27 protein-coding genes are annotated in these 24,108 nt (G+C 33.7%); 6 read left to right on the forward strand and 21 right to left on the reverse strand.

The genetic code is table 11. From position 1 onward, the window contains the following. Positions 1-61: 61 nt before the first annotated feature. The 4 genes from cbpB to CDZ92_RS08545 form a co-directional block, all read right to left on the reverse strand. Positions 62-505: a cyclic-di-AMP-binding protein CbpB gene (cbpB, locus tag CDZ92_RS08525; RefSeq protein ID WP_096154818.1), complete on the reverse strand. Its 444-nt coding sequence runs from the start codon at positions 503-505 to the stop codon at positions 62-64. Between the two features lie 122 nt (positions 506-627). After that, a complete protein-coding gene (locus tag CDZ92_RS08530; RefSeq protein WP_096154819.1) occupies positions 628-1,146 on the reverse strand; it encodes a ribonuclease H-like YkuK family protein in 519 nt (172 codons plus the stop codon). 355 nt (positions 1,147-1,501) lie between these two features. Next, a complete protein-coding gene (locus CDZ92_RS08540; protein WP_096154821.1) occupies positions 1,502-1,888 on the reverse strand; it encodes a YueI family protein in 387 nt (128 codons plus the stop codon). Positions 1,889-1,917: 29 nt separating this feature from the next. Then, a complete protein-coding gene (locus CDZ92_RS08545) occupies positions 1,918-2,157 on the reverse strand; it encodes a YkuJ family protein (protein WP_096154822.1) in 240 nt (79 codons plus the stop codon). Between the two features lie 369 nt (positions 2,158-2,526). Here CDZ92_RS08545 and CDZ92_RS08550 point away from each other — a divergent pair, with 369 nt between their 5' ends. Next, entirely contained in the window at positions 2,527-2,766 is a 240-nt protein-coding gene (locus tag CDZ92_RS08550) for a glutaredoxin domain-containing protein (RefSeq protein ID WP_096154823.1), read from the forward strand. Between the two features lie 396 nt (positions 2,767-3,162). On the opposite strand, the gene CDZ92_RS08560 is transcribed toward CDZ92_RS08550, so the two are convergent. The 5 genes from CDZ92_RS08560 to fadH all read right to left on the reverse strand — a co-directional run bounded on the left by CDZ92_RS08560 (position 3,163) and on the right by fadH (position 6,978). After that, positions 3,163-3,699, reverse strand: coding sequence for a DUF3993 domain-containing protein (locus CDZ92_RS08560; RefSeq protein ID WP_157842732.1), 537 nt, complete (start codon positions 3,697-3,699; stop codon positions 3,163-3,165). Between the two features lie 188 nt (positions 3,700-3,887). Beyond that, on the reverse strand, positions 3,888-4,127 hold the full coding sequence (locus CDZ92_RS08565) for a hypothetical protein (RefSeq protein WP_096154826.1): 240 nt from the start codon (positions 4,125-4,127) through the stop codon (positions 3,888-3,890). A gap of 90 nt (positions 4,128-4,217) precedes the next feature. After that, on the reverse strand, positions 4,218-5,450 hold the full coding sequence (locus CDZ92_RS08570; RefSeq protein ID WP_096154827.1) for an EAL domain-containing protein: 1,233 nt from the start codon (positions 5,448-5,450) through the stop codon (positions 4,218-4,220). Between the two features lie 103 nt (positions 5,451-5,553). Continuing rightward, positions 5,554-6,123 carry a LysM peptidoglycan-binding domain-containing protein gene (locus CDZ92_RS08575; protein WP_096154828.1) on the reverse strand — a complete coding sequence of 190 codons (570 nt, stop codon included), beginning with the start codon at positions 6,121-6,123 and terminating at the stop codon, positions 5,554-5,556. A gap of 90 nt (positions 6,124-6,213) precedes the next feature. Continuing rightward, the gene (fadH, locus tag CDZ92_RS08580) at positions 6,214-6,978 is read right to left on the reverse strand and encodes a 2,4-dienoyl-CoA reductase (RefSeq protein WP_096154829.1); all 765 of its coding nucleotides are present in this window, start codon (positions 6,976-6,978) and stop codon (positions 6,214-6,216) included. Positions 6,979-7,133: 155 nt separating this feature from the next. Here fadH and CDZ92_RS08585 point away from each other — a divergent pair, with 155 nt between their 5' ends. From CDZ92_RS08585 to CDZ92_RS08600, 5 genes are all read left to right on the forward strand, one after another. Then, positions 7,134-8,003: a metallophosphoesterase gene (locus tag CDZ92_RS08585; protein ID WP_096154830.1), complete on the forward strand. Its 870-nt coding sequence runs from the start codon at positions 7,134-7,136 to the stop codon at positions 8,001-8,003. 96 nt (positions 8,004-8,099) lie between these two features. Beyond that, entirely contained in the window at positions 8,100-8,273 is a 174-nt protein-coding gene (locus CDZ92_RS19620) for a hypothetical protein (RefSeq protein WP_176483738.1), read from the forward strand. Positions 8,274-8,417: 144 nt separating this feature from the next. Beyond that, complete coding sequence (locus CDZ92_RS08590) at positions 8,418-8,924, forward strand: L,D-transpeptidase family protein (RefSeq protein ID WP_406564927.1); 507 nt, start codon at positions 8,418-8,420, stop codon at positions 8,922-8,924. Between the two features lie 217 nt (positions 8,925-9,141). Then, the gene (locus CDZ92_RS08595; RefSeq protein ID WP_096154832.1) at positions 9,142-10,638 is read left to right on the forward strand and encodes an HD-GYP domain-containing protein; all 1,497 of its coding nucleotides are present in this window, start codon (positions 9,142-9,144) and stop codon (positions 10,636-10,638) included. A 77-nt stretch (positions 10,639-10,715) separates the two neighbouring features. After that, the gene (locus CDZ92_RS08600) at positions 10,716-11,198 is read left to right on the forward strand and encodes a YkyB family protein (protein WP_096154833.1); all 483 of its coding nucleotides are present in this window, start codon (positions 10,716-10,718) and stop codon (positions 11,196-11,198) included. Between the two features lie 271 nt (positions 11,199-11,469). Here the strand turns inward: CDZ92_RS08600 and CDZ92_RS08605 are convergent, their stop codons facing one another. From CDZ92_RS08605 to CDZ92_RS08660, 12 genes are all read right to left on the reverse strand, one after another. After that, entirely contained in the window at positions 11,470-12,363 is an 894-nt protein-coding gene (locus tag CDZ92_RS08605) for a chemotaxis protein (RefSeq protein WP_096154834.1), read from the reverse strand. A 150-nt stretch (positions 12,364-12,513) separates the two neighbouring features. Beyond that, positions 12,514-13,230 (reverse strand): trehalose operon repressor, encoded by a 717-nt coding sequence (treR, locus tag CDZ92_RS08610; RefSeq protein ID WP_176483843.1) that lies wholly within the window; start codon positions 13,228-13,230, stop codon positions 12,514-12,516. Between the two features lie 55 nt (positions 13,231-13,285). Further along, a complete protein-coding gene (gene treC, locus CDZ92_RS08615) occupies positions 13,286-14,986 on the reverse strand; it encodes an alpha,alpha-phosphotrehalase (RefSeq protein ID WP_096154836.1) in 1,701 nt (566 codons plus the stop codon). 267 nt (positions 14,987-15,253) lie between these two features. After that, the gene (gene treP / locus CDZ92_RS08620) at positions 15,254-16,669 is read right to left on the reverse strand and encodes a PTS system trehalose-specific EIIBC component (protein ID WP_096154837.1); all 1,416 of its coding nucleotides are present in this window, start codon (positions 16,667-16,669) and stop codon (positions 15,254-15,256) included. A gap of 19 nt (positions 16,670-16,688) precedes the next feature. Continuing rightward, positions 16,689-17,198, reverse strand: coding sequence for a PTS sugar transporter subunit IIA (locus CDZ92_RS08625; protein WP_096154838.1), 510 nt, complete (start codon positions 17,196-17,198; stop codon positions 16,689-16,691). Positions 17,199-17,446: 248 nt separating this feature from the next. Next, positions 17,447-19,648 carry an alpha/beta hydrolase family protein gene (locus CDZ92_RS08630; protein WP_096154839.1) on the reverse strand — a complete coding sequence of 734 codons (2,202 nt, stop codon included), beginning with the start codon at positions 19,646-19,648 and terminating at the stop codon, positions 17,447-17,449. Between the two features lie 184 nt (positions 19,649-19,832). Then, entirely contained in the window at positions 19,833-21,035 is a 1,203-nt protein-coding gene (locus CDZ92_RS08635) for an EAL domain-containing protein (protein WP_096154840.1), read from the reverse strand. 197 nt (positions 21,036-21,232) lie between these two features. Beyond that, the gene (locus CDZ92_RS08640) at positions 21,233-21,679 is read right to left on the reverse strand and encodes a pyridoxamine 5'-phosphate oxidase family protein (protein WP_096154841.1); all 447 of its coding nucleotides are present in this window, start codon (positions 21,677-21,679) and stop codon (positions 21,233-21,235) included. A gap of 160 nt (positions 21,680-21,839) precedes the next feature. Beyond that, positions 21,840-22,592 (reverse strand): polymer-forming cytoskeletal protein, encoded by a 753-nt coding sequence (locus CDZ92_RS08645; protein ID WP_096154842.1) that lies wholly within the window; start codon positions 22,590-22,592, stop codon positions 21,840-21,842. A 118-nt stretch (positions 22,593-22,710) separates the two neighbouring features. Further along, positions 22,711-23,244: a GNAT family N-acetyltransferase gene (locus CDZ92_RS08650; RefSeq protein WP_096154843.1), complete on the reverse strand. Its 534-nt coding sequence runs from the start codon at positions 23,242-23,244 to the stop codon at positions 22,711-22,713. Positions 23,245-23,248: 4 nt separating this feature from the next. Continuing rightward, a complete protein-coding gene (locus CDZ92_RS08655; protein ID WP_096154844.1) occupies positions 23,249-23,590 on the reverse strand; it encodes a hypothetical protein in 342 nt (113 codons plus the stop codon). 75 nt (positions 23,591-23,665) lie between these two features. Next, positions 23,666-24,061, reverse strand: a complete 396-nt coding sequence (locus CDZ92_RS08660) for a hypothetical protein (RefSeq protein WP_096154845.1) — start codon at positions 24,059-24,061, stop codon at positions 23,666-23,668. Between the last annotated feature and the right edge of the window lie 47 nt (positions 24,062-24,108).

Here is a 24,108-nt window from a genome sequence, read left to right on the forward strand (position 1 = left end):
GTACAAAAACGTTTTTAAACCTAAAAAAGGAAGACCTTTAGGAAAGGTCCTCGTTTACCGTTTACTTATTCAAACGTCTAATGTGACTGTTTAAACGTAGTAATATTGCTCTGCGCGTTAATATCCCCTCTAATATATGATCATCGTTTACAACGCATATAAAAGGATGGTCTACAACTAACTCCAATCCTTTCGTCACTTTATCATTTATATTTAAGAATGGGATATCTTTACTCATGATATCTTCTACAACCATTTGATCTAATCGTTCAAATTCTATTCTTTCAAGACCCAATATTGCGTCCATTATTTGAGTAGTACTAATTAATCCCTTAAGTTTATATGTTGGGTCTAATACAGGCACGGCAGTATAGCCTGTTTTTGTAAGTACTAGCAATGCATGTTCCAAGTTGTTTTTATATTGTACGTGAGCTACTCGTTCAGCAGAGATAATAAGGTCTTTCATTGTTGTTTCTAAAAATTCACCACTATGGAGGCTGATCATCGTTGTTCTTCCTCTCTACGTTTTCTCTCTAACATATTATGCATTCACATAAATTTGACCATATCCATTGTAGCACAAATTTATTATTTTATCTTTTATTACCCATTCCAAACAAGCTACTTTTATTTCGTATAGCGGTTCGCATACCCGAATGCTGCATATGAGTCTGGCTTTATTTTTGCCTCAATGCCCATTGCTTGAATTCTTCCTGTCATTTCTTGAATATAATCTTTTGTTTTACCTTTTGTACCAATATCAATGTGAATTTCAAATTGAAAATCAGCCCCAGCATCTAAGTTTGGTAATAGTAACTCTTGCAACTTTTCAAGCTTCTCTGCAGTAAACAAAAAGGCTGTTTCTTGACTTAATGCTGTTTCTAATGAGATCTTTTCGTGTAAATTACTTATTTTCCGTTTCACTACATGTGATTTTATGCACCCCCATGCGCCTTTACCTACTCGATGAAGGTGTATTGCTGTTATAAACCTTGTTTCTTTGTTATGAACATGTGAGTCTGTTCCAATGGAAAGAATATATGACGCATTAACATCACGTGAAATAAAATGGTGAATTTTCTCAAAAACTTCTTCAAATGTAATCGAACCTGAAACAATGTTATAAAACTTATCAGGATTCCCCATAACCCACACCCTTTGTAACATCCTACTACATTATATGTGAGCGGGTTCAAGGAAATTAATAGATTATCACGTTAGAAGAACTTCATAGAATAAAAGCATTTAACACAAAAAAACAAGCAACGATTACGCTGCTTGTTTTTTATTTTTAACCTTTACTTGTCTGAATGTTACGTTGAACATAAGAGCAGTTAGGGCACTTATATATAACATTCTGATTAGATTGAGCTGTTAAAACAGATTCCAATTTCTCTTTTTTATTACATTGAGGACAATGTACTAACGGAAACAAATCTTATCAACCACTCTTTCCATTTTTTATTTAAGAGTAAAGTTACTTGTCATACCTGAAATACTATTAAAGATTCTTCATAAATTCTTCATTCGAAACAAAAATGTCTTCTTTTCCTACATACGTAGGATTTGCAAGTACTAAACCAATATTTGTTGTAGAAGTTAAATCATCTATCATCGTAAAAGGAATAGAATTAGCATTTGCTAATCGAATATACTTAGATAAATATTGATAATTTAACCTACCATCTAAATAAAGATGAGAATTACGATTTTGCTTCATCAATGTTTCAATTGGTTTATATACTTTTGGCTTAATAACCTGCCCATCAGTTAAAGCAAGCAGAATTCTCTCTTTAAACTGAGTTAAATATTCTCTTCTTTCACTTGCTTTAAGTTCTGGAGCACCTTTTAACCCTCTGTCTATATAATCATCGATGTTTTTGCCCAAGGTTTCTCTCTCCTTATATTAGATAAGCATTAAGAAATTAAATCAAAAATTTCAATCGCAATCATATCAATATTGTCAAATTGGTATGTATCTGTGCCTTTACCTTCTCCATAAACTTCTAATTCGTACATTTCTGTTTTGTGGAAATACTTTACGCTACAAACTCTGTGTCCGTTCACTTCAAAAAAACGTTGAGACGGCTCTTGACCTTCTACTGCTGTTTCTTTTAAATCGTTTAGTCTTTTAATAATTCCTGAAAGTACTGACATTTAAAACACTCCTTTATTCCATCCTATCCTTATAATTCCTTATAGTTAATCACTTATTCGTATTATAAGAAATAGAATCTCATTAACTTTTTTAATTTTATTGCCAATTCAATATAGCTGAGTTACGATTTAACTGAGTTCGTTTCATAATGTTTTGCAACTAACCGAAAAACGAATGATAACAAGTAATAATAAAAAGTAAATTACTCGAAAGTAACGAACACATCAAAATTATAACAATATAATAATTCGTTTTTCAATAAACGAACCATATTTATGAAGTTAACTCAACTATATCATTTTATTCTAATTTAATCTAAAAATAAAGTAATTGCTCAAACTTTACATAGTTATCGTTAGAAAGGGGTTATTATGAACGTCACTGTTTATTCACAACCAGATTGTCCACCTTGTAAAATTGTGAAGGAATTTCTATCCTACCATCAAATTTCTTTTAAAGAAATAGATATTTCAAAAGATACAAATGCAAAAAAATATTTAATGAATGATTTACAATCCTATTCTACTCCTACTGTTGTAGTAGGAAAAGATGTTATTAAAGGATTTGATATTAGAACATTAGCTCAAATTTTAAATATTGAGGAATAAAAGCCCTACTCTTTTCCATGCTGTGTTAAAGTAGCTGTTGATTTCCGCGCAAGGCTTCGCTTTCCGCGGGCGTGTCTAGGTCTAGCGGGTAGCTCCGCAAGTCTAGCATGGTAATCTCGAGGGCAAAGTGTGCCCTCAAGCTGCCCCTCTCTTATGCTTGTCGGAGCTGAACGAGCCGCTTTCACTTTTCAAGGCGCCGGAGCCTCCTCGGCGCAAGCGCCTGTGGGGGTCTCCCGCTCCCCGCTTCTCCCGCAGGAGTCTCAGCCTTGCACGGAAATCAACAGGTTTTAATATTGAATTTTCTACATTAAGCTTTATAATAGCCTTTCACAACAAAAGAGAAGGAAACAAGAATAACTGTTTCCTTCTCTTTCGTTTTATTAAGCATTCATTTTATTAAGACTCTTCGTATTCATTTAAAAAAGAAGGAGTTTCTTGTTGCATTCCGTAATCATAAATTAGCCAGCCTTCTGGACCTTTCTTTATAGAAACCCATTGATAGTGGTCTGGGAACAAACTTGGTCTAGCCGTTTCTTTTCGGAAAAACTCATATATATGATACACATTATTCTTTTCATCAAATTTTACCTTTGTTTTGTCATCATAGGAATAAAACGGGACATAAAATATTGCAAAATCAGTTCCATAAGTTATGTAGCCTTGTTCTTCTTTAAATAAATGTTCTGTGGAAAACTTTTTAATATATTCTGTAGTAAAATAAGTACTTAGTAATTCTTCTATTTCATTCAAATCTCTGTATTTTTCACTTAGCATATACTGTGCATGAAACGCTTCTTGAAGCATGTCCAAAATTTCTTCGCGGGTAGGTTCATTCGCATTAGAAGACTGATTATCAGCGACTGTATATATATTACCTAAAAAGAATAGACAAAATATAGAAGCAATTAAAGCCAAACTTTTGAAGTTTTTCATGAATTGTTTTCCTCCCCTGCTTGTATATTTCCATTGTAACAACTTCATTCATTAAAAAGTTTACAAATCGTTCGTAAAATTAATGTCTGTTTTGACAAATTAAGCTTGTATTTACCATTTTCCCTCTTTTAAAAAAGACAAACTTTTTATTTCCACAAAAAAGAGCCCATTTTCAAGGACTCTAAGTATTACCATCTAGTTGTCATACCTGCATAAGCTATATAAAGCAAAACTAAAACTGTTCCGACGAACATTGCGATAAATACAGGATTACGTAGAACATAATGTTTTTGAACTTCTTCACTAATTTCCGAATCACGCTCGCTAGGCTGCGTGTCTGTTCTTCTTCCAACCATGTACGTATATACTATCGCAACTCCAACTAAGGCTAAAGCTAAAAAAGCTAGAGTTAAGTCGAACGGTCCCATTCATGCTCACCCCATTGTTTCAATATATTATTACCTTCTCACAATGACAGGGGAACTATTCCAATACGTCGAATACAAATAATGGTACCGTTACAAAAGATCATTATGTTCATATAAGTAACTGTAACTAATATCAACATATAAAAAAATAGAATGATTTATGGAGTAAGAAAACGTCCGGATTGTTTCTTGTGTTTCTATGTCACTATAAATGTCAGTCAGTATCCCTTTTTTACCTGTTCTCATTTTCATTACATTTTCTAAAAAGTAAGGTCTCCAGCTCCAATTTTTGAGATAATACTTCTCTTGAATTGTCCATTTTCCATCATCATTTCTACTGATGTTCGATGATTGTTGGTAGCCGTTTTCATCACATAGATACATTCGAAAGCTGTATGGAGTCAAAGGGATTGCTAGTTCCAGTAACCACTGATCAACTAATTCACGAGTTTCTGGCAATTTATTTTTCAAAGCAAATTGCTGCACTTTCTCTTGTATTTCGTTGGCAAGCTGAAAAATAGCTTCCAATTTTCTTTTTTCATATCTGACAAAATGTTGAAACTTCTCTGTCAATAGTTCTTTACCATAATAACAATTGATAAAGTTCGGTTCAGGTTTATGTAAGTAGTACCCTTGATAATACCTACCACCGTTTCTCCATGCATATTGTAATTGAAAAGAAGCTTCAACGTTTTCATATAACAACGTTGTCCCCATTTTCCTTGCAAAAATAGAAATAGAATGTAAAAAGTCTTGGTGCGTCTGAATATCATAAGAATTACGCAACATTTTTAAGTCAATTTTTAAAATACTTGGAGATAATAAAGAGAATTTGTCCATATTCATACTAGAATGGCCAATATGGGAAAGAGCTATTTGTATACCATATGTTTTATAGTATTGTATTAAATGTTGTAAAAGCTCTAAGTCATCATTAGAGTTAGGCACGTCAATTTCTATGACAAGTCTTGAAAGGTTTAATCCAGCTTTTTCATATTCCAAAAATAACTCTAACAGTCGTTCCCCTTGGTCTTTCAATAAGAGCGAGGCGTTTTGATTAATAAATAATTTCACATCCGTACTATCGTCCAAAATCAGCTTTTGAATGGCTTTGTAAATAATAAGGTGGTCCACCTCAATTTGATATTCTTCAGGAACATTTTTATCAGTAAAAAAAGAACCTAGACTTTTTACTTCATCCTTTAATGTAATGCGTCCTAACACTTCATATCCAATCACTGCATGGGCATCCGCACTAAATATAGCCTGAAAATGTGGAACTACCTCTTCAATATTTGACATAATATCTAATGGATCTAACATCTGATAATTCTCCTTCACACTCACTTCATGCTAAAAGTATATCACTTGGTAAAACTTTTGAAAAATAGGAAAAGAACGCATCCCTAGATACGTTCTAAAAAGATTAGCAAGGTTTTGGAATGACTAAATGTTGACCAGCTTTTAAACAGTCTGTTTGCAACTGATTGATTTCTCTTATCGACTCCATTGTTACATCATATTTTTGAGCAATTCTTCTAAGGCTATCGGCCGTGACTACAGTATGATGGTATATAGGTATTTTAAGTTTTGTACCACTCGGAACAAATGACTCTGTTAAATCGTTTATTGATTGTAATGTTTTACAATTAATACATAATTCTTCCGCAAGCTCATTTACTTTTACTGTTTTATTTGTTTTGTAATATGTAACATCATTATCTACTAGCGGACCTTCGTCATATTCTTTTGCTTGAAAGACACTTACTAAAAAATTTTGCATTTTAATTCGATACGTTTTTACTTTTTTCTTATCAACGAACTGGGAATTAACATATTCCCTTGCTGCTTCAAGTAAATTTTGTTTGACAGGTGACTCATTTTTCTTATTTTGTATTAAGTCCGAGGCAAGTTCATAAAATGCAAAAGTTTGGTTAATAAATAATGTTAATTCTTTATTTTCTTCGTCCCATTCATGTTTGTAAAACAAGCTCATTTACACTACCTCACTAACGGCATTTTCCGTTAGTATTTGATTAATTTAAGCAAATATATTCTTATACTTGTGGAAAATCTCCTAGACATGTTAAAAAGGAAACGGTTGGAGCCATTGCCCACCGTCCATTGTAATACATTCACCATTTATATATGCCGCCTTTTCTGAACTAAGAAAGTAGGCTAACTCTGCTATTTCTTCCGGTTTTCCGAACCTTTTTAGCGGTACACTCTCGACAATTTTCTTCGCTTCTTCTTCTGATTGAAGAAGCTTTGCCACTCCACCAGTCCTTTCAATTGGCCCTGGTGCAATTGCATTTACACGGATACCATATTTAGTTCCCCATTCAACTGCCAATGTTCTAGTTAGAGAAAGAACTCCAGCTTTAGCTGCTGCGGAATGTGCCACTCCAGCACCAGCGTTCCAAGCGTAAGTAGCAACCATATTAATAATGCTTCCTTTATGACCATTTTCCATCCAAAACTTGCCAACTTCTGATGAACAATAAAATGTTCCATTTAATACGATATCTATAACCGACTTCCATCCGTTTACCGACAATTTTTCCGCAGGGCAAATAAAATTCCCTGCTGCATTATTGATTAACACGTCTATTCGCCCAAACTTTTCACTTGTTTGTTTTACCATCAGGTTTACATCTTCTGGTAACCTTACGTCCATTTGAATAGTTAAAACTGAATTACTTTCCGTCTCTATTTCTTCCTTTGCTTCTAAAAGTCTTTCTAAATTTCTACCCGTAATAACGACATGATAATTTTCATGTGCGAATTTTTTTGCCATAAACAACCCCATACCACTTGATCCACCAGTTATGATAACAACCTTCTTTTCCAATAGCTCATCTCCTAACCAAATTCATTGCATCTTTTATTTTACATAAAAAATAAAACTATTTCGAATATAAAGATTATTATTCTATTTATATGCGAGCAAACAACTCTTAGTAATGATATAATCATGATGAATTTTAAAAGATTGGGTTTGGTATTATGACAAATAAATTAACTCGTAGAAGTTTTTTAAAATATATTTTCAGCTTATCCCTTACAGGTATCATTACGACTGGATTAGGATATTATTACGCGCGCTATTTGGAACCGAAGATGATTACAACAAACCATTATTCCATAAAAAATAAGCATATCCCAACCAGCTTTGACGGCTTAAAAATTGTACAGTTTTCTGATACTCATGTTGGGCACACATTTGAAATAAATGATTTAAAAAACGTTGTAGAGAAAATTAATAAAGAAAAACCTGATGTAGTTTTTTTTACAGGAGATTTAATGGATGACCCACTTGAATTCGAAAAAGCTGAAAAATTGATACCGATATTAAAGGCGATTGATGCTCCATTTGGAAAGTTTTCGATTTTCGGAAACCATGATCATGGTGGATACGGAACAGAGACTTATGTGGAAGTTATGAATGAGGCGGGTTTTACATTGCTAAAAAACGAAAATACAACAATTGAAATGATAGACAATAGCAAGATTTTTATTGCTGGTGTAGATGATTTAATGTTAGGTAGACCAGATTTCAAGCAGTCTTTAAAGAATATACCAGAAGGTGCATACACCATTTTATTAGTGCATGAACCAGATGTAGCGTACGAAATATCAGAAGAATTTTCGGTTAATTTACAACTATCTGGCCACTCGCATGCTGGGCAAGTTCAAATACCTTTTTTTGGCCCCATTATAACTCCTCCGCTTGGGAGTAAATATGTGGAAGGTTTTTATGAACTAAACGATTTAACTCTTTACGTGAATCGAGGGTTAGGTACTACTAGAGAGCCGTATCGATTTTTTGCACCACCAGAATTAACTGTATTTACGTTAGAATCATTGGATAATTAGACATTCTCTTTGTTATATAGTTATACACATAGACATGCGCAAATCCCAACAAACCTCCATATGATAAATAGAAAATATAAAAGGAGGCGTATGTCTATGCATTACCGTAATTATCAGGCTAGCGACCAGCGCTATTTCCCATTATTGCCATTTGTGGCAGGATTAGCAGTTAGTCCTTTGTTATTCAGACCTAGATATTACTACCCACCGTTCCCTTACTATTATCCGCCATATCCATATTACCGGCCATATCCGTTTTATTATAGATAGGAGATAGTACCGAAAGCATGGCTAATCCATCTTTCGGTTTCTTTATATTTTTTCTTGTACTTGGCTGTTTACTAAGTATTGAGGTGAGCAGATTTCTTGCTAATCAAGCCCGATCTATTAAAGATTAATTTATTCCATAAGGAGATGAGCTTCTTGGCCATTCATATCGTAAGACCAGGTGAGACATTGAATTCAATCGCTCTAGACTATCGTAGAACCTTCCAACAGCTACTACAAGCTAATCCACTTCCCAATCCAAATCTTATATATCCGGGTCAACAAATTATCATTCCAAATTTACCACCAAAAGAATCTATTCCATATTCTATCGAAGTTTCCATAAATGGTAGAAAACTAACTTTGAAAAAAGACGGTGGAGTCATTCAAACTTTTCCGATTGCAGTCGGAAGAATGTTATTTAATACTCCCGTAGGAGATTACGTAATCGTTAATCGCGCCCCAAATCCTGGAGGACCTTTTGGAGCTATGTGGTTATCTCTTTCGAAACTATCTTATGGAATTCACGGAACGAATGACCCTTCTTCGATCGGAAAAGCCGTTTCAAGAGGTTGCGTCCGAATGTATAACGAAGATGTTTTAAAACTATCTTCGATTGTTCCAAACGGGACTGCTGTATATATACGTCCATAACAAAAAATCATAATAATGTTACGAAACTGTTAAATATCACATTTTTACTAGTAAATTAGTAACACAAAAATCTCCCACTTTGTATCAATTAATATTATAATAATCATCATAAATATATTAAAAACGTAACTGATGAAATATCACAATTGCTTGTTTTTTGGTAGTGACCAAGAAACAAATTATCTTGGGTACCTAATTAGTTTGAAAAGAGGGGAAAATGGCAACGTACAATCGATTCGTTAAGCAATTAATCTTTAACTATATATTCGGCTCATCCATTGCAGTTATCGGCATTGGTGGAGTTATGATTTTTACTACGTTAGATCTATCATTTATAGAAATTAATATTATGGCATTTATTCTAGTTATTTCATTTTCTGTCATGTGTATTGCAGAACTAATAATGTTTAAAAAACACCTTCAGCCGATAAAAAGCGTCTTTACATCTGAATTACCTTCTTATTCAGAGTTAAAGGAGAAATTTATCTATACGCATCAATTTCCAACCTTAACAGTTAAACGTATTTTAGGACCGCACTTTCTAGGTATTACCTTACCAGCGATAATTTTAGCTGTTTTATTTATTCACATAGGATGGCTTGAGATGCCTTACAGATATGTTTTACTTGCAACTACTGGAGCAATGTTAATTGCAGGAATGCATGCTTTTATTGAGTTTTTCTTGACGACAAAAGCTATTCAGACTGTACTATTACATTTTAAAGATTTATCAAAAAAACATTATAATATGTCCCTTTCACTAGAAGGGGAAGTACTTGTTTCAATAAAAAATAAATTTTTGTTCAGTACACTATTTATCGCTATTTTCCCTTTGATGTTGTTTAGTTTAGCTACTCAGGTTAGATTTGACATGATGCTGATTGACGCAAACTTTTGGGACTGGGCAATCATTATTTTAATAATGGCCATATTCTTTTCTTTTTTGGGTGCATATATTTTATTCAGAGACATCATTCAGCCTATTAACCAGTTAATTGAAGGTATGGAGAATGTAAAGCAAGGAGAACTTACTCGTTCTACCGATCTATATGGTGACGAATTTTCTCGAGTGATTTCCGGCTTTAATTCAATGGTAGAAGGTCTGAAAGAGCAAAATGAAACCAATCAATTACTTATTGAAAGTTTTTATCAAACTTTAACTACTACTCTTGATGCAAGAGATCCGTATACGGCGGGGCATTCTTTAAGAGTTAGTAAACTATCTGAATTAATAGGACAAGAAATCGGGTTAAATGAAGAAACGTTAAAGCAACTAAAAACTTCCGCCCTACTACACGATATTGGCAAAATCGGTGTAAAAGATCAAATATTATTAAAAGATGGGAAACTAACAGAAGAAGAATTTAACGAAATAAAACGACATCCTGTATTAGGTGCAAAAATTTTAGAACAAGTTATGCCGAAAGATGCAATGGCACCATTAATCCCTGGGGTAAGGAGTCACCACGAACGGTTAGATGGAAAAGGATACCCTGATAAATTAATTGGTGATGAGATTCCTCTTTTCGGTAGGATTATTGCAGTAGCAGATGCTTTTGATGCCATGACTTCAGACCGACCATATCGAAAAGGAATGAGTAAGGAAAAAGCATTATCGATCCTTATTGAAGGAAAAGGTTCTCAATGGGATCCACAGTTTGTAAATGCCTTTTTGAAAGTGATTTGTAACGAGGAGCTTGGACGCAAACTTTAGTGACGGTTTAAGCTTCTTTCTTTTTCATGCCAAAAGTAGTATAATAAATTACAAAAATGAAAGGAGCAAACACTTTTATGCCAAATAGTTTCCAAAAGGCTGATTCCTCCATACAACCTTCTGTTGAAAACCTCTCTCGCGCGATATTTACGGTTAATAAACATGCGAAAACTGCGCCAGACCCTTCTTTTTTATACTTATTAAAAAGAAAAGCGATTGAAAAGTTGTTATTAGAAGGAAAAGCAATTAAAAAAGGACTACATTATTCAAGAAATCCGAAAAAAAGTCATCAACAATCAGATGTATTAATTCAAGCAGGAGATTATTTTTTCCACATTCCTTCTACAAAAAATGACTTCGCCGAATTACCTCATCTAGGGGAGCTGGATGAACAATATCGAAACCCAAAGACATCCATGTCACTTTCCACAGCAAAAAAATTATTACAATCCTATGTAAGCATATCACCACCTAGCGAAACCAATAATCTTGCTTCTAACCATAAGCGTACTACTTATCAAAAACCTGTCTTCAAACGCTTAGGAGAAAGTTATCGTTAAAAACAAAAACTACCCCATTTCGTAAACAAATGAAATGGGGTAGTTTTTTTATATTTTTGGCTGTGTTAAAGTTCGCTGTTGATTTCCGTCCAAGGCTTCGCTTTCCGCGGGCGGTAAAAAGGAAGGTTATTTTCACTGTCGTGAAAAAACCTACTCCTCGGCGCAAGCGTCTGTGGGGTCTCGCATTCCCCGCTTCTCCCGCAGGAGTCTCAGCCTTGGACGGAAATCAACAGGTATTAGTATTTAATTATCAATACTAAACTTAACAAAGCTATATTTTTAATATTTCATCCATAACCTGTATTAATGAACTAACTTCTGGTTTACTTATTTGTGCATCTGCACCAACATAATTACCTTTATGTCGAAGCTGTTCACTTATTAATGAAGAGAAAATAATCACAGGAGTTGCTTTTAATTCCTGATCTTCTTTTATTCTTCTTGTTAAATTATGACCATCCATCTGAGGCATTTCAATATCTGTTATTAGGATATCCAATTTCTCTTTACCCTCTTTCACTTTTTCCTCGAAATAATGCCATGCCTCCGCACCATTTTCAAATAACTTAACGTGTGTATACCCCGCTTCTTGCAACGTGTCTAACAAAAGCTGACGTAACATAGGAGAGTCTTCTGCTAGTGCAACTTTTTTAGTATTTCTTTTTTGTTTATGTTCATTCGTCATATTCACTTTTGTTAAATTAGGATAAATTTCATACATTACTTGTTCTACATCTAATAATAGCATCATCTTATCTTCTAATTTTACAACACCAGTAACATAATGATTTAGACCACTATTAATTGTTGTTGGCTTCTCCATCTTCTCCCATGTTAAACGATGAATCTGTGTGACGTGATCTACTCTCAAGACAATTTTCATCTGGTTAAATTCTGTAATAATATATTTGTCATTTTTTGCATCACTATTATCAGGAAGATTTAATGCTGTTCGTAGTTTAATTACAGGAAGAACTTCCCCTCGTAATTCTACAATTCCTTCTATAAAAGGATGTGCATGTGGAATTTTCGTTACAGCTATCGGTTGAATTATCTCTCTTACCTTTAACACATTTATACCAAAGCTAGAATTCTCTAAATAAAATTCTAAAAATTCTACTTCGTTTGTCCCTGTATCTAATAAAATTTCTCGTTTATTATTCATACTGTACGCCCTTCCCCATTCGATGTTTATCTTTATTATATATCGGTTTACATAGTCATTTTTCAAGTTTTGAAAACTATTTAGTATAATTATATCTTTTCACACAAAAACAACTCTACATCCAACCAAATGGGATGTAGAGCTGTTATTTCACTTCACTCTTCTTGCAAAGTCTACAAATTTAAATTTATCTAGTCGATGCCTTGATTCTGTATACTGAAAAAGTGTAGCGTCGTCTAAATAAACAAAATTTTTCACGACTACGATATGTGTATGACCATTTAAATCTAATAGACGTTTATCCTCTTCCGTTACTTCTTCAATTGTAACTTCTTTCTTCGCAAAGCTTATTTGTAATTGCAGATCCTCTTCTAAATATTCATAAATAGAAGTCTCACAAATTTCTTTTGTAAGCTGTTCCACGTGTGTTTGTAAGAAAAAATCTTTGTCTAGTATTATTTTTTCCCCATCCACACTTCTAGTTCTTATAACACCCCATACTTTTTCATTTTCTTTACATTGTAAATTGGTTTGTAACACGTTGTTTGATTGGATAATATCCAATGCATGAACTTCTGTTACCCACTTCCTACCCATTTTAGAGGAAAGCTCTTTAAAACTAACTAAACCTGAAATCGGAAAGTTGTATTTATTAAGTTCTAATACAACTGACCCTTTACCACGTATTTTTTGTATATAACCATTTTGAGCTAATAAGCTTAATGCTTTTCTTACTGTTTCTCTTGATGTATCAAACTGCTCCATTAACTTATGTTCTGATGGCAGTTTAAAACCAGGTTTCAAATTTTTATTTTCTATTTCATCTACAAAATATTCATAAATGGAACTGTACTTATTATTCATTATTTTAATCACCTGTGTTCGTATCATAATAATTGATGCATCTGAATGTATCTTATCATTACATCGTTAAATGATAAACAACAGATTCGTAAGGTCGTAAGGTAAATTGGTTTATGTTCGTAGTGCTATCATTATAATTAGAAAGTAAAACGTTTACTTTATGGGACCCTATTTCAACATTACTAGGCAAAGTAAATTGTGTTTCTTTACCGTAGTAATTGTTTATGACAATAAGTTTTTCATTTTCTCCATTACGAATATAAGCAAATATTTCTCGGTGATCTTTTAAAATTAATTCGAAATCACCTGTCGTAATAATATCGTACTCTTTCCTCAACCTAATTAGTTCTTTGTAGTGATAAAAGATGGAGTCGTGATTTTTTAATGCTTCTTCTGCATTAATCTCCTTATAATTAGACGCAACAGGAATCCATGGTTCATGCGTTGTAAACCCTGCATGTTTTTCTCCATTCCATTGTACAGGCGTACGTGAGTTGTCCCTTGATTTATGACGAAGGATTTCTAAAACTTCTTCTTCGCTCATACCTGCTTCAGTTTTCATTTTAAAAATATTTAATGATTCAACATCGCGATAGTCAGAGAGTTTTACATAACCAGGATTTGTCATCCCAAACTCTTCACCTTGATAAATATAAGGAGTTCCTCTCATTAAGTGCATACTTGTTGCAAGCATTTTAGCTGATTCGTTATGGTACTTTTTATCATCTCCATACCTTGAGACAATTCTCGGTTGATCATGATTACACCAAAAAAGTGCATTCCAACCGTCTCCTTTGTACATTTCTTCCTGCCAGGTTGATAATATATCTTTTAGCTGTAGAAAATCAAAGTCTGCCACTGTCCATTTATCTCCGCCTGGATAGTCTACTTTTAAATGGTGGAAATTGAACGTCATACTTAACTCATTTCGGTCAGGTCTAGTATACTTAATACAATGGTCAATCGTTGTAGAACTCATTTCCCCAACAGTCATACTATCATATTTAGAGAAAACCTTTTTGTTCATTTCTTGCATAAACTCGTGTACACGTGGTCCATCTGTATAAAACTTTCTTCCATCACCTGGTGGAACGGAACCGTCATCATCAGGAAAGCTTTGGTCCTTTGAGATTAAATTTATTACATCCAATCGGAACCCATCGACCCCTTTTTCAAACCAATAGGTCATCATTTCATATAGTTTTTCTCTCAGTTCTTCGTTTTCCCAATTTAAATCAGCTTGTGTTACATCGAATAAGTGCAAGTACCATTGACCTGTTTTTTCGTCATATTCCCATGCATTTCCACCAAACTTTGACTCCCAATTTGTTGGCTCGCTTCCATCTGTCTTACTGTCTTTCCATATGTAGTAATTTCTATAAGGGCTATCATGAGATTGCTTTGCTTGCTGAAACCATTCGTGTTCAGTAGAAGTATGATTAACTACGATATCCATAATGACTTTTATTTCACGATTGTGAGCTTCATGTAATAACTGTTCAAAGTCATCCATTGTTCCGTACTCTTCGTGAATCGAGAAATAGTCACTAATATCATATCCATTATCACGTTGTGGTGATTTATAGACTGGTGTAAGCCAGATCACATCTACGCCGAGCTCTTTTAAATAGTCTAATTTTTCTATAATGCCTTGAATATCTCCTACACCATTTCCGGATGTGTCGTTGAAACTTTTCGGATAAATTTGATAAACGACCGATTTTTTCCACCATGGATTATGTTTATTTTGTAAGTTCATTTTTTCACCTCAAGTTAAATTTAGGAAGTAGACCCCTCGCGATGTGTACACAAGGGGTCTGGTTTTTTTATTTTAATGTTGGGTTAAAGATCGCTTTTGATTTCCGGGCAAGACTTCGCTTTCCGCGGGCGGGCCGGAAGCCTCCTCGGCGCGCAAGCGCCTGTGGGGTCTCCCGATTCCCGCTTCTCCCGCAGGAGTCTCAGCCTGCCCGGAAATCAACAGCTTATAATTAATTAAAATATACCTTAAGCAATAACATAGCCAAATTTAACTGCCTTTTTCTTTTTTGAATTTTGCAATGATAAATGTAAGTGTGAATGGTACTACTAGTACAATCCCCATTCCTAAGAAGAAGATTGGCCAAAATTCATTCGGGATGGAGAAGAATGCTGGTAGTCCACCTACTCCGATTGTTGGTGCTAATACACCGGCAATTGTAATGATAATACCTGCTGTTGCTGAACCAATCATTGCTGCAATAAACGGATAACGATATCGCAAGTTTACTCCGAACATAGCAGGTTCTGTTATTCCAAGCCATGCAGATATAGAAGATGTTAAAGCTAAACCTTTAAGCTTTTCGTCTTTCGTCGCAAACATCATTGCAAATGCTGCAGATCCTTGCGCAATGTTAGACAAAGCTACCATTGGCCATAAGAAAGTTCCGCCAATCGTTGCAATTAATTGGAAATCAACTGCTAAGAAAGTATGATGCATACCTGTAATTACTAATGGTGCATAAAAGCCTCCATAAATTAAACCACCTAAAAACGGCACAGCTTCGAATAAGGAAACGAATCCTCCTGTTAAGAAATTACCAACTGTAAACGTAATAGGACCGATTGCTATAAATGTTAAAAATCCAGTAAACAATAAAGTAATTGGTGGTACAACTAACAAGTGAAAACTATCTGGCACACGTTTAGCTAAAAACCTTTCTACTTTCGCCAATACAAAGGCTGCAAATAAAACGGGTAAAACTTGTCCTTGATAACCAACCTTATCAATTTCGAATCCAAACAAGTTCCAAACTTCCATCTCACCTTCAAGTTGTGCTTCTGCGTAACCCCAAGCATTTAATAAACCTGGATGAACTAGCATTAGCCCTAAAACGATACCAAGTAACTCACTTCCGCCAAATCGTTTTGCAGCTGACCAACCTATTAGCCCTGGTAAGAATACGAATGCTGTATTTGCAATGAGATCGATAATGTTAGCTAAGTCTGCCCACTGTGGATGCATTTGTATCACAGAAGCATTATCATAAAAAATACCTGCATTCGTTAATAAATTGTTTATCCCCATTAATAGACCAGCTGTAACGATTGCTGGCAAAATTGGAATAAAGATATCTGCCAATACTTTTATTGCGCGCTGTATTGGATTTAAATTTTTCTCAGCAGCCTTTTTCACTTCATCTTTTGAAACTTCACCAATCCCAGTAAGGGTTACCATTTCTTTGTAAACTTTATTAACTGTTCCATTACCAATAACAATTTGATATTGTCCATTAGTGGAAAAAGAACCTTTTACAACATCAATTTTTTCTAATGCATCTTGATCTACTTTACCTTCATCATGTAAAGCTAATCGAAGTCTAGTTACACAGTGTGTTGCAGCGCTAATGTTTTCCTTTCCTCCGATTGCTTCAATAATTTGCTCTGTTGATTTTCTAATATCCATTAATAGCTCCCCCTGTAATTTATCCCTTTACAGAAAAATGAATTATTTCTGTTTCACCTTTTATTGCATCATTTGTTGTTTTCTTTTCCATTTGGTCAATTATTTCTCCATTAGTAATTACGATTGGAGTAATGGTACTTGCTGCTTTTTCTTTAATCAAGGCTAAATCAAAAGTTATTAGTAGATCTCCCACCTTAACTTTGTCTCCTTCTTTCACATGGCCTTTAAATCCTTCTCCATTCATAGCTACTGTTTCTAAACCAACATGAATTAAAATCTCAGCACCCGCTCTTGATTTAACTCCAATAGCATGTTTTGTATGAAAGAATTGAACAATTACACCATCAACCGGCGAAACTACCTTACCTTCTGTAGGTTCAATGGCAAGTCCGTCGCCCATCATTTTTTGAGAAAAAGTTGGGTCAGGAACATTTTCTAATTCCACAACCTTTCCAGACAACGGGGCAAAAATCCCTTCTTCTTTTACTTGTGTTGTTTCTTCTTTTAGTCCGAATAGTTTTTTAAACATATATAAAACCTCCAGTAGTTTGTAAATAACCGCTTACATTTACAACAATAAAAACACGAAACTTGTATATACAACTCAAAATAAATATTATCTTGTATATACAAGATAGTCAACTCTTTTGTTTCTATAATAGTTTGTAATAAATACTAAATTCCATACCCTATGTAAGATAGTTTCTAACTCACACAAAAAAACTCCCAGAAAAAGCATGATGTTATAACATACTTTTTCGGGAGCTAATGTGTATATTATTTTTGCGAAAAACCAATTTGATCAAGATAAATTAATCCATTATTTCCATGATTAAACTGAAACTCAATTTCTACAATGTCATCGTAATTTTTAGACTTAAAAGAGTCTATTATCGTCGAAAGAGGTATTTCATAAGTTTGTAATACATGTTCATACTTATTGCCTAACAAGTTATTCCACCAGTTCCATTTATAAAGGTTGGATGAATAGGTTGGTTCAATCCATATATTTGTAGCAATTCTACTATCATGTCTTTGAACACCAGAAGGTCTTAACGCAACTGTAATTGGTATAGCTTCATTTTTCACTTCTTCTTTCAATGGCACCCCGAACTGTCTATACTTCTCTTCATGTAATTGAATGGCATCAAAACGTAAAACAGTATCGCTATTTGCATTTACTAATGCTTCTATTGGAAGCTTTACAACATACCTGGCATTGGACTGTTGCCATCCTAATTTCACTGCTTGATTTTCTTGCGGTTCACTATTTCGCAGTAAAATAGCAGCCTCTCTCCATACACGCATACCTGTTCCAATAATCTCCCCACCATCGATAGTTGTCGTTGTAACATCAACATCTTCCTCAAACGTAGCAATAGGTAGGAACGTACTATCTTCATAGCGTATACGTAAAATATCTGTTGGAATGTTTGATAACGCACTTTGTTTATTAGAGAAATATCCCCGGAACTCTTGTTTATCATTTAACGTTGCTTCTAAAAAAGAAAGTATATAAAATTGTGTAATTCTTCTTTGCATATTAGGGTCAATTACTTCTGTTCTATTCACTATCCATGAGTACGGAGCCGTCCGGTCTGTTTCCCAACTTGTATTAAACTGTCCATGATTTCCACCATATATATATATGCTACTTTTAAACCCGTCAAAGTCATCCGAAAAACTTACTTTCTCGTATTGCCTCATCCCGTTAAACGTTGTATGGTCTGTATCATTTGATCCTTGCAACGTTAAGTAATTTATATTCTGTAGTTCGGTTGGCTTTCCTCCTGGTTGAAATCGTCTATCACCAGGGGATAAGCCTATGATAGACTTTATATTAAAGTTAAAGTCTAACGATACTCTTGCATTGTTAGGAAAGAGAGTTAATTCATTAAACAAGGCAGCAAGGCTAACAGCTTCCCCACCTCTTGAATGCCCGATTAGCGCAATTTTTTCAAAGTCCACTTTATTATACAGCTCATGGTCCTTGTCATTATTCCATTTTTCCCACTGTTCTAAATGCTTTAATAACACTAATGCTCTTGCAGCATTATCCCAACCAACATGGCCAAGTTTACTCGAATTTAAAAAATTTTCATCCACACTTACTGCTATATAGCCATTGCTAGCTAAATGTTCAGCAAGATATTGGTACCCTTCATCTGAAAACTTCACCATGTTATGATTTCCATGAACGATTAGCACTAGTGGTAATCGTTCGATTTGTGATTCTGGCATCCAAACTCGTCCGTTTAACGGAACTTTAGAAAAGTCAAAACCCCAAAACCATTCTCGAAATTTTTTATTCAATCCTTTCGGTTGAACAGTAAAAGAACGTATATTTACTTTATCTGACTGATATGTAATACCATCCTGATATTCGCTTCGCTGTTTATCATCACCACTACCATATGTAAATGCCTGTACATTGTATGGACCACTGTCCAGTAATTGATTATATTCTCCCTTTTCTTTTATGTTTGTATTGTTCCATTGTCCTTCTGTACCAGGGTTGGCAACGATCCAAATGCCTAATATGTGAATGGAAAAAACGAATAATCCAATAGCACATTTGACAAAAATGTTCAATTGAATATTTCTTAAGAGATAGAAAATGACTGCAGTCAATCCACTTATACCTATAATTCCATATGCAATATAGGCAAAAAACGGACCTAAGAATAGGCTAACTACATAAGAAGTTAGAGTAACTGCAGCTAGTAAAGCTAAGAAGTAATTGGGAAAGCTTTTAAATATCCAAATAATAAAATAAAATCCATAGTAGGCAACAAAGGTTGTAAGTAATGCGGTTAAAACGATAAATAATACATCAAACCACTTTCCTACTCCTATTGTTAAATAAAAACTCATAAACGTAATAAAGAAGAAAATATAAAAGAGAATAATTGCTCTAATATTGTTTTTTCTACTAAGCAATCGATTGTGCCATCTTTGTGATAATTCATTAAAATTCATATACACCACTCGTTTTTTTCAGATTATGTCTATATACAAGGTTTGCTACTATTAACTACAACCTATGGTATCCCGTTCTTTACTAATTCGTCAAAAAGAATGTTCTTCCTTTTCTAATCATCATAAAATTTCGTATACAAAGCAAAAACACTAAGTCATTGGCTCACTTAGCGTTTCTTAATGTTCATTTTTTTCTTTGTTCTATTAACGTTGAATATTTTGTCGCCTTCTTTAACAAAGACGTTAAGGCCATCGGTTTATCAATCCAAAAGCCTTGCAATTCGTCACATCCATATGAAAACAACGTATCAAATTGTTGTTCGCTTTCCATTCCTTCTGCTACTACCTCTAGATTTAAACTATGAGAAAAATCAATTATTTTTCTAAATATTTTCCTTTCTTCTATGACAGTTTGCATATTTCTAGTGAACACTTTATCTATTTTTACTTTATGACACTGAATTTCTTGTAAGTATTGTAAAGAAGAGTATTTTGATCCAAAATCATCCAATGTAATGGTGAATCCATATGATATTAACGTTTCCATACCTTCTTTTATACTTTCATTAGCATGTACAAATTTTTCTGTTATTTCTAATTCAAAAGAAGAAGGTTGCACTCCAAAATTATTTAGCAGGGAAGGAAGGCTGTTTATCCACTCTTTCTTTGTTAACAAATCTGGAGAAAGGTTTATCGCTACTACTGCATTAGGGAAAGTTCCTGATAATACAGCATATTCAGATACAATTCTTTCAAAAACATAACTAGTAATTGGTTCAATTAATTTATATTTCTCTGCTAATGGGATAAATTCTGACGGCTCAATCTCCCCTATTCTCGGATTAAACCAACGAATTAACGCTTCAAAGTTTACTTTATTGGCCTTCATATGTAACTTAGGTTGGTAATATACTTCAAATTCTTTTTTGCGGATAGCTGTTTTCATTTCATACTCAAGAAGTAAAGCGCGTTGTAACCTTTTTAATCCTTCTTTGTTTTCCGCCTCTTGTTGAACCTTTTTTGTTACATCCTTACATAATAAAACAAATAAAAACTCTTTTTCTATTTGAAATGGAACGATGTTTATATCTATCACGAGTGATTTTTGATTACTTATGATCGATTCACGATATGTAGATGTTTGTAACGAAAACATCACATTTCGTAGCTTTTTTTGTAACTTTGGAAATATACTTTCTACCACAATTTCATTACCTACCGTTGGAGACCATTCTGTAAATGTACCAATTCCTACTTTTTTCTCCATGACGATAAATTCATTTGGTGGGACAAATTTTAACGTAAACCAATTCTCATAAAGTTGTCCTAGATTTTGAATTAAATTTGATATGGATTTCTCTATTTTTTCTCCATTACAGTTACTCACTATAATCACTCCTACAAACAAATACCATGTATCAATTCGCCTTTTTTCGACATTTCTCCTTTCATTTTATCAAAGAAAAAAAATATATAAAGAAAAAACAAAGAAATTTTCAAATAATTACTACTTTAATACTATTTATAAAGATTATATAGTGTATATAAAAAACGAGCCTCTATGTAAAGGCTCGCACAAAAGTATTAGTTTTTTAACATTTCATAAACTTCATCATCGAGTTTTTTCGCTAATTCTGCATCATATGTTTTTTCATAGTTTGGTTCTGATGTGATTTTTCCACCATAAAAAATAACATCTTCTACTGATTCTACTTCAACGGTTACAATTTTGTATTTCATCGTTTTATCAATGGTATCCGATACCGTTCCTTTACCATTTATAGAGTAGCAGCTCCCTGCCCCAATTACACCTAGTATTAGGTCAGGGTTTTTCTCAATATTAAATGCGCTTTCTGCTTTATGGCCAAGTGCAAATTTAATTGTCTTTCCGTCTTGATGAGCTACTAACCATGATACGATACTTAAGTTTGGCTTATTTGACTTACTATCTGTTGTAATTAATGAAACAATTTTCTCACCTTGTAAAAGGTCTATTAATGATTGATTTAATTTTTCTTCAGCTTTAGGCAAAACTAATTCCTCCTTTATTTCATGTACTATAGGTACATTATATACAACCTTTTCTTGTTAATCCAAAATATACTACTTTATTTTACCCTTTTCTAACGTAAAAAACCTTATACCATAAAAAAAAGAGAAAGCAATAAACTATGCTTACGCTTCTAAAAATTCATTTTTCGATCTTACGTGATTCTTTGACTATTGCATTAGCTACTATGTTTAACGTGTCACTATATTCTACTAGTTCTACTATACAATTTTTTCCTAGTGTAACATTGTTACCTTTTACCAGTTCTGCCTTAGTATTTTCTAATGTGATGGTTTCACCGTGAATTTCTTCAATTTTTAACCTTCCACGAGAAGTGCTACTTGAAAATATTGATTTCAACACTTTTACTAACGTGTTGTCCTCTTGCATTTTAACACGTACTTTCTCGGCAAATATTTTTTCTACAGAACTTTTTGAATGATTACGAATAATTAATTCCACTGAGTTAGCTTTTAAAGTATCACCAATTTCAAAATAACCTTCTGAATAAAAATCTTCTGCTTGGCAATTCTCTCCAACTCTTAACCTACCATATGTTGGAATATGTTCAGCAGATAATGATTCTCCGACATCACAAGCCCCTTTCACGTTAAAACTAGAGGCGAACATATTCCCTTTCATGGAAGCGTTTCCGTAAATATTAAAATCGCCAACATACAAATCTTCTTTAATTTCAGCGTTACCACGAACAGTACCCTTTTCCGTTTTAAGGCTTCCTTTTACTTCACATGTACCATTTATCTTAAATTCTTTACAATGAATATCTCCGTTCAAAGTAGCACTACCATTTACAGCTACAGTGTTAAATGTCCCACCTGTTACAACCATACTACCGTTTATTCGTAAATCATCATATTTTTGCTCAGTTTGCATTATGTTTTTCCTCCCTCATTCTCGTCTAATACACATTAAGTATAGTTTAATACAGCGTTGGAATTAATTCTTCGTATACAAGAATGAATATTTATCCGTCTGAAGAATGAGATTATAGTTAAGAAGAAGTGTTAATGATAGAAAAGACATTTGCATCGTGAGATTTACTACCTTGGAATAAATAATTACGGAGCAGCCCTTCATGTTTAAAGCCTATTTTCTCTAATACCCTTCTTGATGACTTATTTTCTGGAAACACGTTTGCACCGATTCTATGTAATTTCATTTCGTTTAACCCGTATTCAACTAACTTTGTAATAGCTTCTGTTGCGTACCCATTCCCCCAACTAGCTATGTCAATTTCATAACCAATTTCTGCACGCATATGTTTTTCTGAAATAGCATGGTATCCACATGTTCCAACTAACTTATTTGTGCTTTTCTCCACTATTCCCCATCTTAAAATAAGCGTATATTCATCTAAAAAGTCTTTAATGAATTTTTCTGCTTCAATAATTGTTACAAAAGGTTCCATTCCATAATATTTCGTCATTTCCGGATTTGAGAAATAACGAAATATTGTTGTAGCATCATTCATTTTCAATTTTCTTAAAAGCAATCTATCTGACTCGAGAGTTGGCGTTTGTTTCATCCTCTTATCCCCCTGTGACTATTTCTGCAACTACATAGTGGTTTGTCCATTTTTTAATGGTAACTATTTTTACTTCTTCTAACTTAACATATAAAAATAAATTGCCCGTTTGCTCTTCTAATTGCCACCCATTTGTTTCTAATTCGTTTAGTATAGTAAATAGTCCTTCCCCATCATCCCATTTACTCATTAATGTTTCCTTATTACCTGAATCCGTAAGTAATGCATAAGAAGAATTCGTAGCGTGTATCTTAACAACACCTCGAACATGAGGGTTCCATAAAAGCAGAAAACTTGCTACTAATATTACACCAATAAATGTAAAAATAATAGATTTCCCTCTCATTTTCTATTCACTCCTAATGATGTTTTCTATTAGTCTATCTTTGATACACTATTAAAGTAGATTGCTCGTTACAACTTAGCTGTCTCTTACAATAAATACTAGTTGTAAGATAGGATAAATTAATATGGCGATACTTAATTGAATATATAAAACCGCTTCTAGTGTCATCTTTCCCATAACAAAAAACAGGATAGAAATAATAGTCGTGATAAAACTTAATATGTAAGTTCCATAGCCACTTTTTTGGTTTATCTCCGTTTGTTGCCTTCTTGTAAGCACATATTGCATTCTAGCAACAGAACGAACTAATTCAGCCAAACCGAGTAAAATAAAAATCGCAGGAATAAACTGCAATGCTCCGTTCCGTGCATTTGTCATCACTAATAAAAATACTCCACCTGTCATAATAAGAGTCGGTATTCCAAAAAGACATATGGGATGGTCCCAAATAGTAGGTTTCTCATTAATCATGTATTTTTTCCCCCTAGAATAGTTACTTAGTAAGAATAGTAGTTGAA

It is taken from the genome of Bacillus sp. FJAT-45066, from assembly GCF_002335755.1.
GTDB lineage: Bacteria > Bacillota > Bacilli > Bacillales > Bacillaceae_I > Bacillus_CD > Bacillus_CD alkalisoli.

Bases quoted from the DNA above. Each gene is read 5' to 3' on its own strand.
- cbpB (WP_096154818.1), bottom strand. From the start codon at position 505: ATGATCAGCCTCCATAGTGGTGAATTTTTAGAAACAACAATGAAAGAC.
- CDZ92_RS08530 (WP_096154819.1), bottom strand. From the start codon at position 1,146: ATGGGGAATCCTGATAAGTTTTATAACATTGTTTCAGGTTCGATTACA.
- CDZ92_RS08545 (WP_096154822.1), bottom strand. From the start codon at position 2,157: ATGTCAGTACTTTCAGGAATTATTAAAAGACTAAACGATTTAAAAGAA.
- CDZ92_RS08560 (WP_157842732.1), bottom strand. From the start codon at position 3,699: ATGAAAAACTTCAAAAGTTTGGCTTTAATTGCTTCTATATTTTGTCTA.
- CDZ92_RS08565 (WP_096154826.1), bottom strand. From the start codon at position 4,127: ATGGGACCGTTCGACTTAACTCTAGCTTTTTTAGCTTTAGCCTTAGTT.
- CDZ92_RS08570 (WP_096154827.1), bottom strand. From the start codon at position 5,450: ATGTTAGATCCATTAGATATTATGTCAAATATTGAAGAGGTAGTTCCA.
- CDZ92_RS08575 (WP_096154828.1), bottom strand. From the start codon at position 6,123: ATGAGCTTGTTTTACAAACATGAATGGGACGAAGAAAATAAAGAATTA.
- CDZ92_RS08585 (WP_096154830.1), top strand. From the start codon at position 7,134: ATGACAAATAAATTAACTCGTAGAAGTTTTTTAAAATATATTTTCAGC.
- CDZ92_RS19620 (WP_176483738.1), top strand. From the start codon at position 8,100: ATGCATTACCGTAATTATCAGGCTAGCGACCAGCGCTATTTCCCATTA.
- CDZ92_RS08590 (WP_406564927.1), top strand. From the start codon at position 8,418: ATGAGCTTCTTGGCCATTCATATCGTAAGACCAGGTGAGACATTGAAT.
- CDZ92_RS08595 (WP_096154832.1), top strand. From the start codon at position 9,142: ATGGCAACGTACAATCGATTCGTTAAGCAATTAATCTTTAACTATATA.
- CDZ92_RS08600 (WP_096154833.1), top strand. From the start codon at position 10,716: ATGCCAAATAGTTTCCAAAAGGCTGATTCCTCCATACAACCTTCTGTT.
- CDZ92_RS08605 (WP_096154834.1), bottom strand. From the start codon at position 12,363: ATGAATAATAAACGAGAAATTTTATTAGATACAGGGACAAACGAAGTA.
- treC (WP_096154836.1), bottom strand. From the start codon at position 14,986: ATGAACTTACAAAATAAACATAATCCATGGTGGAAAAAATCGGTCGTT.
- treP (WP_096154837.1), bottom strand. From the start codon at position 16,669: ATGGATATTAGAAAATCAACAGAGCAAATTATTGAAGCAATCGGAGGA.
- CDZ92_RS08625 (WP_096154838.1), bottom strand. From the start codon at position 17,198: ATGTTTAAAAAACTATTCGGACTAAAAGAAGAAACAACACAAGTAAAA.
- CDZ92_RS08630 (WP_096154839.1), bottom strand. From the start codon at position 19,648: ATGAATTTTAATGAATTATCACAAAGATGGCACAATCGATTGCTTAGT.
- CDZ92_RS08645 (WP_096154842.1), bottom strand. From the start codon at position 22,592: ATGCAAACTGAGCAAAAATATGATGATTTACGAATAAACGGTAGTATG.
- CDZ92_RS08650 (WP_096154843.1), bottom strand. From the start codon at position 23,244: ATGAAACAAACGCCAACTCTCGAGTCAGATAGATTGCTTTTAAGAAAA.
- CDZ92_RS08655 (WP_096154844.1), bottom strand. From the start codon at position 23,590: ATGAGAGGGAAATCTATTATTTTTACATTTATTGGTGTAATATTAGTA.
- CDZ92_RS08660 (WP_096154845.1), bottom strand. From the start codon at position 24,061: ATGATTAATGAGAAACCTACTATTTGGGACCATCCCATATGTCTTTTT.